The following is a 13,174-nucleotide window of genomic DNA, read 5'->3' on the forward strand; positions in this document are numbered from 1 at the left end:
CCCGGGCCGGGTGGACTCGTACGGGTGGGGAGTGACATGGAACAGATAACAGTGCGCAGCAGGGCCAGGGTCCCTGCGATCACCTGCGGGAGCAGCGCGACCAGTTCGCGCCTCGACCGCCATCTGTCGGTACTGGCGGGTCCCGCCATACCGCAGCGGGAGACGGTCGAGGCGACGTCGCTGATGCTCGAGCTGACGGCGCGTGACACCGCACACCAGCGCAGCGACCGGGGCAAGCGGGTCAGCCGTGTCTCCCTGTTCGCGCCACTGCGCCGGCTGCGACGCTCGCTGTTCGGCGGACACTGAGCGGCCCCGAGCCGTCCCCGGAGTCCGCTCGCGGAGTGCCGGCGCTCAGGCCGCCACACCGTCCCGGCGCATCGCTGCGATCTCGTCGTCCGTCATCCCCACGGCATGCAGCAGCGCCTCGGTGTGCTGCCCGAGCGCGGGCACCTCACCCATCCGTGCCTCGTCCCCGCCCGGCAGTGTGATGGGAGGCAACAACGCCTTCAGCGGCCCGACCGGCGAGCCCACCTCGCGCCACCGCTCCCGGGCCGCCAGCTGGGGATGCTCCGCCAGCTCGTGCACGTCCCTGAGCCGGGCACAGGCGATGCCCGCCTTTTCCAGCCGCGCCAGCGCCTCGTCGGCGTCCAGTGCGCCGAGCGCCCGGGTCACCAGCTCGTCCGTCTTCTCCCGGTGCGCGACCCGTGCCGCGTTCGTCGCGTACGCCGGATCCGTCCCCAGCTCCGGGCGTCCTATGACCTGTTCGGCCAGCCGCCGCCACTCCCGGTCGTTCTGCACGGACAGCAGCACCCGTCCGCCGTCCGCCGTCGGGTAGGCGTCGTACGGTGCGATGACGGCGTGCGCGAGGCCGGTGCGCGCCGGAGGCTCACCCCCGTGCATCGCATGGTGCAGTGGATGCCCCAGCCACTCCGCGAGGGCCTCCAGCATCGACACCTCCACCGGCCCGCCCCGCCCGGTCGTACCGCGCCGTACCAGCGCCGCCAGGACGCCCGAGAACGCGTACATGGCCGCCGCGATGTCCGCTGCAGGGATCCCCGCCTTCACCGGCTGCTCCGGAGTCCCGGTCACCGACACGAGCCCCGCCTCGCACTGCACGAGCATGTCGTACGCCCGCTTGTCCGCGTACGGCCCCGAGGGGCCGTACCCGGAGATGTCCACGGCGATCAGCCGCGGATGCGCCGCGCACAGCGTGGCCGCGTCCAGACCGAGGCGTGCCGCCGCCCCGTGGGCGAGGTTCTGCACGAACACGTCCGCGTCCGCGATCAGCCGCCGTACGGCGGCCAGGGCGCGCGGGTCCTTCAGGTCCAGCGCCAGGGACTCCTTGCCGCGGTTGCACCACACGAAGTGCGAGGCCAGGCCGCGGGCCGCCGTGTCGTAGCCGCGCGCGAAGTCGCCGCCGTCGACCCGCTCCACCTTGATGACCCGGGCGCCCAGGTCGGCGAGCTGCCGGGTCGCGAAGGGTGCGGACACGGCCTGTTCGACGGCGACGACGGTGATGCCCGCGAGGGGCAGGGGCTGCTGGGGCGTGGGCTGACCCGTGGGCTGTTCCATGGCCGGATCATGGCCTGCGACCGGCGGTTTTGTCAGCAGCCCGACAGCCCTCAGCGCTTCTTCCCCCTGGCTGCCGCGGCTGATGTCCCCGGTGCAGCGGGCGCTGGACGCATTCGCCTAGATCAGGGCGAACTGGCCTTCCGGCCCCTCCTCGTGGTGGTCCAGGACCGAGGCGGGGCGGCGGGCGGAGGGCGGTGGCGGAAGGACGCCCGCCTCGCGCAGACCGCTTGCCGTGATCGCCGAGCTCACCTTCAACTCGGCTCGCCGCGCCCGCAGTTCCGCCAGCAGGGTCAGGACCGTGATCAGTTCCAGCAGTTCCGAGGTCCAGGGCTGTGGCCAGGTCGCCGGGCGGATCGCCGTGAGGGTGCCGGGGCCTGCCGGGGCGGTGCGGGCCGTGAACCAGCACTCCAGGATTCTGACTCCGGCCACCGCGTAGTCCCAGGCCTGCGGCGGGACGGGGGAGATGCGGCCCTCGTCCAGGTGGAGGGTTTCTTCGTCCTCGTCGTAGTGCAGGGTGAGCGGCCGGGCCGGCAGCGGTGCGCGGACGTAGGGGCGGCGGCCACCCGGCAGCTTGGGGCGTTCGCCGTCGCGGCGCATCAGCCACAGCATGCGGTGGCCCGACTCGACGCCGGTCCGCCACAGTTCGGTGTCGTCGGTGAGCGGCACGGTGAGGTCCGGACGGATCGTCGCCAGGATCCAGGCCAGCACGTCCGCCGCGGTGGGGCGGTCGGACAGACGGGCGGAGAGGTGATCCAGCAGGCCCGGGGCCAGGTTCGGTTCGGTCCCGCCGGGGCGGCGCCAGAGGGGGCGGACGCGGCCGGGGCGGAGAGCGGGCAGCAGGGAGGTGGCCAGCAGCGGCGTGTCCGCGTCGCCCGTCTCCACCGTGAAGACCTGGTGCGCGTCCGCCACCCGCCACAGCTCCGGGCGGGCCGTGTCGATCAGCCGGTGGTCCGGGATCAGCCACTGCTCGTCGAAGGGCGCCGCCAGGACGCGGACCGGCTCCGCGCACGGACCCTCGGCACGGGCCAGCCGCTCGGTGCCGGTGGACTGGCCGGGCAGTTGACCCACCGCCGAGTCGAGCGTGCGGGAGCGGGTCGCCTCGAACAGGGCCTGCCGGTCCGGGCCCTCCGCCTTCAGCAGAGCGTCCCAGCGGGCCTTCAGGGAGCCCGGGTCGGGTGCCGTCGGCCAGGCACGGCCCGGCCGCAGCGGTGCGACGGACCACGGCATGAGGTCCGCCAGCGGCGGAGCGTCGTCGTACGGCACGCAGGGCATCGTACGACCTGACCGGGAAGCGGTGTCAGGTCGCGTCGAGGGTGACGGTGAAGGAGAACCGGTCCCCCCGGTAGTGGATGACCGCCACGTCCAGCACCCTGCCCCCGGCGTCGTACGTCACCCCGGTGTAGTGCAGGATCGGGCTGAGCAGCGGCACCTGGAGCAGCCGGGCGGTCTCCGGATCGGCGAGGCGGGCCTGCACGGTGTCCGTGATCCGGCTGATGTCCGCCTTCACGACATCCCGCAGCACCTTGGTCATCGGCCAGCGGATCAGATCGTCCAGGTCGATGCGAGCGGCGAGTTCGGGGCGGATGTGGTTGACGGCGTGGTTGGTCGGCTCGCCGGTCTTCTCGTCGCAGCGCAGGCGGTGGTACGCCGCCACCTCCGCGAGGTCGGGGAAGTACTCGGCGAGAGCGGGCGGCACGGGCACCGGGCCGTGGTCCAGCAGTTCCGTCGTCATGCCGGACTGCTGGGCCACGATCGCGTCCACCGAGCCGAGCAGGCGTACGGGTGCGCCCCGCCGGGCGTCCGGCTCGATGAACGTGCCGCGCCGCCGGTGCCGGCTGATCAGCCCCTCGTCCTCCAGTTCCTTCAGTGCCTGCCGCATGGTCAGCACGCTCACTCCGTAGTGCTCCGCCAGCCGCTCCTCCGTGGGCAGCCGCAGCGGGTCCTCGGGGGAGCGGCCGAGTATCGAGGCGCGCAGCGACTGCGACACCTGGTACCACAGCGGCAGCTTGCGGTTCAGGACGATCGAATCCGGGGCGAAGGAGGTCACGCGGCTATCCGTACCCGTCGATGAACGTGCGGCGCAACACAGGCGCCGTCATCCGCGGAAATGGCGCTCCAGCCCCTGCCACACGTCGTCGTAGCGCCGCTGGAGGTGGTCGGCGCCGGCCGCGTGCGGGGTGAGGGTCACCGGCCAGCGGGTCTCGAACATGAACGCCAGCCCGTTGTCGATCTTCTGCGGCTTCAGCTCGGCCGCGCTCGCCCGGTCGAACGTCTCCCGGTCCGGTCCGTGCGCCGACATCATGTTGTGCAGCGAGCCGCCGCCGGGTACGAACCCCTCCGCCTTCGCGTCGTACGCGCCCTCGATCAGGCCCATGTACTCGCTCATCACGTTCCGGTGGAAGTACGGCGGCCGGAAGGTGTCCTCGCCCACCAGCCAGCGCGGCGCGAACACGACGAAGTCGACGCCGGCCAGTCCGGGGGTGTCCGAGGGGGAGGTCAGGACGGTGAAGATGGACGGGTCGGGGTGGTCGTAGGAGATGCTGCCGATCACGTTGAAACGGCGGAGGTCGTAGACGTACGGCGCCAGGTTGCCGTGCCAGGCGACCACGTCGAGCGGGGAGTGGCCGTAGGTGGCCGTCCAGAGGTTGCCGCAGTACTTGTTCACGACCTCCACGGGGCCGGTCACGTCCTCGTACGCGGCCACCGGCGCCCGGAAGTCCCGGGCGTTGGCGAGGCCGTTGGCGCCGATCGGGCCGAGGTCGGGGAGGCGGAAGGGTGCCCCGTAGTTCTCGCACACATAGCCGCGCGCCGTCGGGCTCTGCCCGCCGTCCGATGCGGTGTCCAGCAGTTCCACACGGAAGCGCACCCCACGCGGGATCAGCGCCATATGTGCGGGCTCCACATGCAGCTGGCCGAACTCGGTGTGCAGCAGCAGCCCGCCGCGCTCCGGCACGATCAGCAGCTCGCCGTCGGCGTCGGAGAAGACGCGCTCCATCGATGCGTTGGCGTGGTACAGGTGCACGGCCATGCCGGTGCGCTGGGTCGCGTCGCCGTTGCCGCCGAGCGTCCACAGGCCGGCCAGGAAGTCGGTGCCCGCGGGCGGCTCGGGCAGCGGGTTCCAGCGCAGCCGGTTGGGGTCGGGCACGGTCTCGGTGAAGGGAGCCGTGCGGATCGCGCCGTTGTCGGTGCGGGTGAACGCCGGGTGCGCGGCCGACGGGCGGATGCGGTACAGCCAGGAGCGGCGGTTGTGCGCCCGCGGCTCGGTGAACGCCGTACCGCTCAGCTGCTCCGCGTACAGCCCGAGCGGTGCCCGCTGCGGCGAGTTGCGGCCCTCGGGCAGGGCGCCCGGCACCGCCTCGGAGGCGTGTTCATTGCCGAACCCGGTCAGATACGACAGCCCCTCGGCGGTCTTGCGTGCGTCCCCGCTCATGATCGCTCCCTTGCGCTCCCTGATTCCTATGCAACACCGTAGGAATGTGCGGGGGGCCGGCGCAAGAGGGCACGGGGTACTACGTCCGAGGGACTCCGCCGGGTGGCCGGAACCCGACTTGAGGCGGATTCGGCGGACCGGAGCGTTGTTCTACTCTCCGGGCATGCTCATGACGTCGTGGATCCGCAGGACGCTCGCCGCGCTCGCGGCGTGCGCCCTGCTGCCGCTCGGTGCGGCGGGCTGTACGAGCGGTCACGCCCGGACCGCCACCGTCCCGTCCTCGCCCGTCGGCAAGGTCCTGGACGCGACCGACGGCACCGGCCGGCATCTGCGCGAGGTCGATCCGAAGAACGCGCCGCAGGTCGGTGTCGAGGTGACCCCGCACGCGGGCGGCGGCTGGAACGTCCGGCTGACCTTCCACCACTTCCGCTGCTCCGGGCCCGGCGCCCGGCCGTCGGCGGTCACCGGGCACGGGCTCGCCCACCTCTTCGTCGACGGCCGCCAGGTCACCCCGCTGCGCTCGCCCCGGTACCGCCTGCCCGACCGCCTCGTCCCGCACGGCACCCACCACGTCACCGCGCGCCTGTACGCCGACGACGGCACCGTGTGGGCCGTACACGGCAGACCGGTGCAGAGCACCGCCGACATAACCGCCCCGGAAGCGGAGCGGTGACGGCCGGGCCGTCGGCCGGTACGACGACCCCGGCCGCCGGGAAGTGAGTGCACCGGCCACCCTTGTCCGTACGGGAGGGCGAGGTTCACCGGACCGCGGCGGAGAGGCATCATGAAGCCCGTGCCCCATGCGACATCGCTCCGCCGCGCGCCGGTCCAGCGGCGCAGTGCCGAACGGCTGACCAGGATCCTCGACGCCTGCGCCGAACTCCTCGACGAGGTCGGCTACGACGCTCTGAGCACCCGCGCGGTCGCCCTGCGCGCCGGTGTGCCCATCGGCTCCGTCTACCGGTTCTTCGGCAACAAGCGGCAGATGGCCGACGCCCTCGCCCAGCGCAACCTGGAGCGGTACACCGAGCGTGTCACCGAGCAGCTGACGAAGGTGCACCAGGGCGACTGGCGGGCCGCGATGGACGCCGTCCTCGACGAGTACCTGGCCATGAAGCGCACCGCGCCCGGCTTCTCGCTGGTCGACTTCGGCAACCAGATACCGGTCGGCGTCCGCCAGGCCGAGCCCAACACCCGCGTCGCCGACCGGCTCACCAGGCTGCTCTCCGGCTATCTGGACCGCACCCCCGACGACGAGCTGCACCGGGTCTTCCTGGTCGCCGTGGAGAGTGCGGACACCCTCGTCCAGCTGGCCTTCCGGACCGACCCGGACGGGGACGAGGCGATCATCACGGAGACCCGGGAGCTGCTGCGGGCGTACCTGGCCCGCGTGCTCGACTGACCGCCCGGCCGAATCCCCGTACGAGAAGACCTCCCCTCCATGCATACCGGTCGGTATGCTCACCCCGTGCCCGTCCGGGCCGCTGAGCCCGTACGCGCCGGCCCGGCACCGCCGCCGACCCACCGGGAGGACCCGTGTCCCGCACCGCCCTGCGCATCTGCCCCCTGTGCGAGGCCACCTGCGGCCTGACCCTCACCATCGAGGGCACCCGCGTCACCGGCGCCCGCGGTGACCGTGAGGATGTCTTCAGCAAGGGCTTCATCTGTCCCAAGGGCGCCTCCTTCGCGGCCGTCGACTCCGACCCCGACCGGTTGCGCACCCCGCTCGTCCGCCGGGACGGCGAACTGCGCGAGGCCACCTGGCAGGAGGCCTTCGACGCGGTCGCCGCCGGACTGCGCCCGGTCGCGGAGGCGCACGGGCCGGACTCCGTCGGCGTGGTCCTCGGCAACCCCAACGTGCACACCGTGGCCGGCGCCCTCTACCCGCCGGTCCTCCTCGCCGGCCTGCGCACCCGCAGCCTGTTCACCGCCTCCACGGTCGACCAGATGCCCAAGCACGTCTCCAGCGGACTCCTCTTCGGCGACGCCAACGCCATCCCCGTACCGGACCTGGACCACACCGACCACCTGCTCCTCATCGGCGCCAACCCACTGGAGTCCAACGGCAGTCTGTGCACCGCCCCCGACTTCCCCGGCAAGCTCAAGGCGCTCAGGGCCCGCGGCGGACACCTGACCGTGGTGGACCCGCGCCGCACCCGCACCGCCAAGCTCGCCGACCGGCACCTGGCGATCCGTCCCGGCACCGACGCCCTGCTGCTCGCGGCGATGGCGACCGTGCTGTTCGAGGAGGGCCTGGCCGACCTGAAGGACCTGGGCGCGCACGTCGTCGGCGTCGGCCCACTGCGCGCCGCCCTGAGGGACTTCACCCCCGAAGCCGTCGCCGGGGCCTGCGACCTGGACGCCGCCGTCATCCGCACCCTCGCCCGAGAACTCGCCGCCGCCCCCACCGCCGCCGTCTACGCCCGCATCGGCAGCTGCACCGTTCCGCACGGCACCCTGGCCAGCTGGCTGGTGGACGTCCTCAACATCCTCACCGGCAATCTGGACCGCCCCGGCGGCGCACTCTTCCCGCAGGCCGCCACCGACAGGACACCCCGCCCGGCGGGCCCCGGTCGCGGCTTCGCGCTGGGCCGCTGGCACTCGCGGGTACGCCGACTGCCCGAGGCCAAAGGTGAGTTGCCGCTCTCCGCGCTCGCCGAGGAGATCGACACCGCCACCGACGAGGGCGAGCCGGTCCGCGCGCTGATCGTCGTGGCCGCCAACCCGGTGCTGTCCGCGCCCGACGGCGACCGCCTCGACAAGGCCCTGGGCTCCCTGGACTTCATGGTCAGCGTCGACCCCTATCTGAACGAGACCTCGCGCCACGCCCACGTCGTACTGCCCCCGCCCCCGCCCTCCCAGAGCCCGCACCACGACTTCGCCTTCAACACCCTCGCCGTGCGCAACCAGGTCCGCTACACCCGCCCCGCCGTCCCGCTGGAGCCCGGCCGCATGGCCGAGAGCGAGATCCTCGCCCGGCTGGTCCTCGCCGCCACCGGGATGCACGGCGCCGACCCCGCCGCCGTCGACGCGATGGTCATCGACCAGACCCTCGGCAAGGCGGTGCGGGAGGAACACTCGCCGGTGCACGGCCGCGACCCGCGCGAACTCGCCGGGCAGCTCACCGGCGAGACCGGCCCCGAGCGGCGGCTGGACCTGATGCTCCGCCTCGGCCCGTACGGCGACGGCTTCGGCGTACGCCCCGACGGGCTGACCCTCGCCAAGCTGCTCGCCCACCCGCATGGCATCGACCTCGGCCCGCTGCGCCCGCGCCTGCCGCAGCCGCTGAAGACCGTGAGCGGCAGGGTCGAGCTGCTGCCCGAGCCGATCGCCGCCGATCTCCCCCGGCTGCGTGCGGCCTTGCGGGAGCGCCCCGACGGGCTGGTCCTCGTCGGCCGCCGCCACCTGCGCTCCAACAACAGCTGGATGCACAACGTGCCCGCCCTCACCGGCGGCTCCAACCGCTGCACCCTGCACATCCACCCCGAGGACGCGGCCCGGCTCGGCGTCCGGGACGGGGCGGACGTACGGGTCAAGGGCGCCGGGGGAGAGGTCGTGGCCCCCGCCGAGGTCACCGACGCCGTACGCCCCGGGGTGGTGAGCCTGCCGCACGGCTGGGGCCACAACCGCCCCGGCACCCGCCTCGGCCACGCGACCACCGCCCCCGGAGTCAACGTCAACCAGCTCCTCGACGGCAGCCTGCTCGACCCGCTGTCGGGCAACGCGGTCCTCAACGGCATCCCCGTCCAGCTCGCCACAAGCCTGTGACGTGGACTTTCGCGCTTAGCTCGGCCAGGAGGCCCGCTGCACGGCGCTCGCCCTGCGGCTGACCGGCAACGCGCTCGGCCAAGTGGCCGCCCCGGCCGCCGCGGGCTGGTCGCGGGCGTGACCGGGGTGGCGGCGCCGTTCGTGATGCCGGGCGGGTTGCTGCTGCTCTCCTCGGGCGTGGCACTGCGGTCGCCCGGGCGGCCTGAACGGCCCCGGGGCGCAGCGCGGGAGCGGCCGAAACGCTCGCTGTTGCGCCGCACGAGCGATATCTGACGGCGCGCCGGGCCTCGCTGCCCGGGCGAGCGATGCGTATGACGGAGAGTTCAGACGAAAGAGCGATTTGTATGAAAATCGTCTGAACTCGCGGAGGATTGCGCATGCCCAGCCTGACACTCCCACGTGCCGTCGGCTCCCGCGCGGGCGCCACAATCGTCCTCACCGCCCTCGCCGTGGCGGGCGCGTCGTGGGTAGCGGCGCCGAACGCGGTGGCCCAGGGGGCTAACGGCGACATCAGGGTGCACCGCGAGGGCGTGCCCTACGGTGTCTCGAAGGACGACCCGGTGGTCTGCAGGTTCTACCTCGACGCCGTCAACTTCGACATCCTGCCCAACATCGCCTACATCATCCAGGCCCAGCCCCCGCTGCCCTCGGCGTCCACCGTCACCGGCATCATCCAGCTCGCCGAGGGTGCCGGGCACACCGACCCGATCGGCCTGACCGACGGGCAGTACCGGCTCACCTGGGTCGCGGCGGGCGCCGTCAAGGAGAAGCTCTTCCGCGTCAACTGCCGCGACAACGACAACCACAACGACCCGGCACACGGTCCGAACGGGCAGATCGAGGACCACCAGGACCACCAGGACCACCAGGACCACCAGCAGGACCACCAGCAGGACGGTCCCGGCTGGGGCCAGGGGGGCGACCACGACCCGCCGAAGGGCGGTGTGCACGCGGGCGGCGGCGGTCTCATCGACACGGCCGCGGGGTACTCGCCGCTGGCCGCCGCGGCGGCCGTGGGTCTGGTCGCGGTCAGCGGTGTCGCGTATGTCCGGCTGATCCGCCGGCGGCCCCATGGTGCCGCGTAGGCGCAGACGCAGGCCCTGGTACCGGACCCGTGCCTACCGCCTCGCCAGGACGGCCCTGTTGGTCACCGTCCTGGTGGCGGCGGGGAACCGGTGGTGGGGCGGGCATGCCGGGCCTGGCCGGGCGGACGACCCGGACGCGGTGGCGGCCGCCGGCCGAGGGGGCGCGAGCGGCGAGCAATCCTGCAAGCCCCCTTCCGGCCCCCCGCCCCCACCGCTGCCCCGGTCCCGGCCGACGTCCTTCCGCATCCCCTCCCTGGGTGTCGACGCCCCGGTCACGGGTCTCCGGCTCGACAGCGAACGGCAGTTGGAGACTCCGCCGGTGGACAGGCCCAAGCTGGTCGGCTGGTACGAGGGCGGCCCCACACCGGGAGAGTCCGGTACCGCGATCGCCGTGGGCCACCGGGACACCATGACCGGCCCAGCCGTCTTCGCCGCGCTCGCCCAGGTCAAACCCTGCAAGCTCATCGAGGTCAAGCGCGCCGACGGCCGTACCGCCGTCTACACCGTGGACGGAATGAAGGTCTTCGACAAGGCGGGCTTCCCGGACAAGGAGGTCTACGGCCCGGTCGGGCGGCCGGAACTGCGCGTGCTGACCTGCGGCGGCCTCTACAGCCGGCGGACCGGTTACACCAGCAACGTCGTGGTCTTCGCCCACCTGAGCGCGACCGAGTGACGCGCCCGGCCGCGACCGGGCGACCCGGCGGGCCGCCCGACCCGGTGTGTGCGCGCAGGCCGCCCCGGCGATGATGTCCTGGTACGTCTGGCGCCGAAAAACTAACGCCGCTAGTTTGTGTGCCGGACGACGCGGACCCGCCGGGAGGAAGCAGCATGAAGGCACACGACGGCCTGTACATCGACGGCGCGTGGCGCCCCGCCGAGAGCACGGATGTCATCGAGGTCGTGAACCCGGCCGACGAGCAGGTCATCGCCCGGGTTCCGGCGGGCGGCGCGCTGGACGTCGACACCGCCGTCCGTGCGGCCCGCGCCGCCCTTCCCGCCTGGGCGGCCACGCCCCCGGCCGAGCGCGCCGCACGCCTGGCCGCCCTCCGGGACGGCCTCGTGGCCCGCAAGGACGAGATCGCCGGGACGGTCACCGAAGAACTGGGCTCCCCGCCGCAGTTCTCCCAGGCCGTGCACGCGGCCGTGCCGATCGCGGTCGCCGGTTCCTACGCCGAGCTGGCCGCGGCCCACTCCTTCGAGGAGAAGGTCGGCAACTCCACCGTCCTGCACGAGCCGATCGGCGTGGTCGGTGCGATCACCCCCTGGAACTACCCCCTCCACCAGATCGTCGCCAAGGTGGCCCCGGCGCTCGCCGCGGGCTGCACGGTCGTCCTCAAACCCGCCGAGGACACCCCGCTCACCGCCCAGCTGTTCGCCGAGGCGGTGCACGAGGCGGGCGTGCCGGCCGGCGTGTTCAACCTGGTCACCGGCCTCGGCCCGGTCGCAGGACAAGCCCTCGCCGAGCACCCGGGCGTCGACCTGGTCTCCTTCACCGGCTCCACGGCGGTCGGCCGGCAGATCGGCGCGGTGGCGGGCGCGGCCGTCAAGAAGCTGGCCCTCGAACTCGGCGGCAAGTCCGCCAACGTCATCCTGCCGAGCGCCGACCTCGCCAAGGCGGTGAACGTCGGGGTCGCCAACGTGATGTCCAACTCGGGCCAGACGTGCAGCGCCTGGACCCGCATGCTGGTCCACCGCGACCAGTACGACGAGGCCGTCGAGCTGGCCGCGACGGCCGCCGCCAAGTACGGCGACCGTATCGGCCCCGTGGTCAGCGCCAAGCAGCAGGCGCGGGTACGCGGCTACATCGAGAAGGGCATCGCCGAGGGCGCCCGCCTGGTCGCCGGCGGACCCGAATCCCCGCGCGAGACCGGCTACTTCATCACTCCGACCGTCTTCGCCGACGTGACGCCCGGAATGACGATCGCCCAGGAGGAGATCTTCGGCCCGGTCCTGTCCATCCTCCGCTACCAGGACGAGGAGGACGCCCTGCGCATCGCCAACGGCACGGTCTACGGCCTCGCGGGCGCCGTCTGGGCCGGCGACGAGGCCGAGGCGGTGGCCTTCGCCCGCCGTATGGACACCGGCCAGGTCGACATCAACGGCGGCCGGTTCAACCCCCTCGCCCCCTTCGGCGGCTACAAGCAGTCCGGGGTCGGCCGGGAACTCGGCGCGCACGGACTCGCCGAGTACCTGCAGACCAAGTCCCTCCAGTTCTAAGGAAGTACCCGAGTCATGGCCGTACGAGCCGCCGTCCTGCCCGCCGTCGGAGCCCCGCTGGAGATCACCGGCATCGACCTGCCCGATCCGGGCCCCGGGCAGGTCAGGGTCCGCCTCGCCGCCGCCGGCGTCTGCCACTCCGACCTGTCCCTGTCCAACGGCACCATGCGGGTGCCGGTCCCGGCCGTCCTCGGCCACGAGGGTGCCGGCACGGTCGTGGCCGTCGGCGAGGGCGTCACGCAAGTCGCCGAGGGCGACTCCGTGGTCCTCAACTGGGCTCCCTGCTGCGGGAGTTGCCACGCCTGCACGCTCGGCGAGGTCTGGCTGTGCGCCAACGCCCTGAACGGCGCCGCCGACGTCTACGCCCGCACCACCGACGGCACCGACCTGCACCCCGGCCTCAACGTGGCCGCGTTCGCCGAGGAGACGGTCGTCTCCGCGTCCTGCGTGCTGCCGCTGCCGGCGGGGGTGCCGCTGGTGGACGCCGCCCTCCTCGGCTGCGCCGTCCTCACCGGCTACGGCGCCGTCCACCACTCGGCGCAGGTCCGCCAGGGCGAGACGGTGGCCGTCTTCGGCGTGGGCGGCGTCGGCCTCGCCACCCTCCAGTCGGCCCGCATAGCGGGCGCGTCCCGGATCATCGCGGTCGACGTCTCCCCGGAGAAGGAGGAGCTGGCCCGAGCGGCAGGCGCGACGGACTACGTACTCGCCTCCGACACGACCCCCCGCGAGATCCGCGCCCTCACCGGCAAACAGGGCGTGGACGTCTCGGTGGAGTGCGTCGGCCGCGCGGTGTCCATCCGCGCGGCCTGGGACTCCACCCGCCGGGGTGGCCGTACGACGGTCGTGGGCATCGGCGGCAAGGACCAGGAGGTGACCTTCAACGCCCTGGAGATCTTCCACTGGGGCCGCACCCTGTCCGGCTGCGTCTACGGCAACACCGACCCGGCCCGCGACCTGCCCGTGCTCGCCGAGCACGTACGGGAGGGCCGCCTTGACCTCTCCGGGCTCGTCACCGAGCGGATCGGCCTGGAGGGCATCCCGGCCGCCTTCGAGAACATGCTCGCGGGCAAGGGCGGCCGGGCGCTGGTGGTGTTCTGACGCC

At 73.0% G+C, this 13,174-nt stretch carries 12 protein-coding genes and 1 pseudogene; 8 read left to right on the forward strand and 5 right to left on the reverse strand.

Annotated elements, in window-relative coordinates; translation table 11 throughout:
* Window positions 1-79 precede the first annotated feature (79 nt).
* The 5 genes from ABZ624_RS22300 to hmgA form a co-directional block, all read right to left on the reverse strand.
* Window positions 80-214 (reverse strand): hypothetical protein, encoded by a 135-nt coding sequence (locus ABZ624_RS22300; RefSeq protein WP_360091492.1) that lies wholly within the window; start codon window positions 212-214, stop codon window positions 80-82.
* 137 nt (window positions 215-351) lie between these two features.
* Window positions 352-1,572: a CaiB/BaiF CoA-transferase family protein gene (locus tag ABZ624_RS22305; protein ID WP_360091495.1), complete on the reverse strand. Its 1,221-nt coding sequence runs from the start codon at window positions 1,570-1,572 to the stop codon at window positions 352-354.
* A gap of 117 nt (window positions 1,573-1,689) precedes the next feature.
* Window positions 1,690-2,844, reverse strand: coding sequence for a type ISP restriction/modification enzyme (locus ABZ624_RS22310; RefSeq protein ID WP_360091498.1), 1,155 nt, complete (start codon window positions 2,842-2,844; stop codon window positions 1,690-1,692).
* A 25-nt stretch (window positions 2,845-2,869) separates the two neighbouring features.
* Window positions 2,870-3,619: a GntR family transcriptional regulator gene (locus ABZ624_RS22315; protein WP_360091501.1), complete on the reverse strand. Its 750-nt coding sequence runs from the start codon at window positions 3,617-3,619 to the stop codon at window positions 2,870-2,872.
* A 48-nt stretch (window positions 3,620-3,667) separates the two neighbouring features.
* Window positions 3,668-5,002 (reverse strand): homogentisate 1,2-dioxygenase, encoded by a 1,335-nt coding sequence (hmgA, locus tag ABZ624_RS22320; RefSeq protein ID WP_360091503.1) that lies wholly within the window; start codon window positions 5,000-5,002, stop codon window positions 3,668-3,670.
* Window positions 5,003-5,165: 163 nt separating this feature from the next.
* On the opposite strand from hmgA, the gene ABZ624_RS22325 reads away from it, so the two are divergent.
* From ABZ624_RS22325 to ABZ624_RS22360, 8 genes and pseudogenes are all read left to right on the forward strand, one after another.
* A complete protein-coding gene (locus ABZ624_RS22325) occupies window positions 5,166-5,675 on the forward strand; it encodes a hypothetical protein (protein ID WP_360091506.1) in 510 nt (169 codons plus the stop codon).
* A 111-nt stretch (window positions 5,676-5,786) separates the two neighbouring features.
* Complete coding sequence (locus ABZ624_RS22330; RefSeq protein WP_360091509.1) at window positions 5,787-6,404, forward strand: TetR/AcrR family transcriptional regulator; 618 nt, start codon at window positions 5,787-5,789, stop codon at window positions 6,402-6,404.
* A gap of 134 nt (window positions 6,405-6,538) precedes the next feature.
* A complete protein-coding gene (locus tag ABZ624_RS22335) occupies window positions 6,539-8,770 on the forward strand; it encodes a molybdopterin oxidoreductase family protein (protein WP_360091512.1) in 2,232 nt (743 codons plus the stop codon).
* Between the two features lie 28 nt (window positions 8,771-8,798).
* A pseudogene (locus ABZ624_RS22340) lies at window positions 8,799-9,043 on the forward strand (MFS transporter); the annotation flags it as partial.
* A gap of 104 nt (window positions 9,044-9,147) precedes the next feature.
* Complete coding sequence (locus ABZ624_RS22345) at window positions 9,148-9,855, forward strand: hypothetical protein (protein ID WP_360091515.1); 708 nt, start codon at window positions 9,148-9,150, stop codon at window positions 9,853-9,855.
* On the forward strand, window positions 9,842-10,528 hold the full coding sequence (locus tag ABZ624_RS22350; protein WP_360091518.1) for a class F sortase: 687 nt from the start codon (window positions 9,842-9,844) through the stop codon (window positions 10,526-10,528). The genes ABZ624_RS22345 and ABZ624_RS22350 overlap by 14 nt, the downstream gene beginning before the upstream one ends.
* A gap of 155 nt (window positions 10,529-10,683) precedes the next feature.
* Window positions 10,684-12,072: an aldehyde dehydrogenase family protein gene (locus tag ABZ624_RS22355; protein WP_360091521.1), complete on the forward strand. Its 1,389-nt coding sequence runs from the start codon at window positions 10,684-10,686 to the stop codon at window positions 12,070-12,072.
* A gap of 15 nt (window positions 12,073-12,087) precedes the next feature.
* On the forward strand, window positions 12,088-13,170 hold the full coding sequence (locus ABZ624_RS22360) for a Zn-dependent alcohol dehydrogenase (protein ID WP_360091524.1): 1,083 nt from the start codon (window positions 12,088-12,090) through the stop codon (window positions 13,168-13,170).
* Window positions 13,171-13,174: the final 4 nt, after the last annotated feature.

Source organism: Streptomyces sp. NPDC007205, assembly GCF_040634095.1.
Taxonomy (GTDB): Bacteria; Actinomycetota; Actinomycetes; order Streptomycetales; family Streptomycetaceae; genus Streptomyces.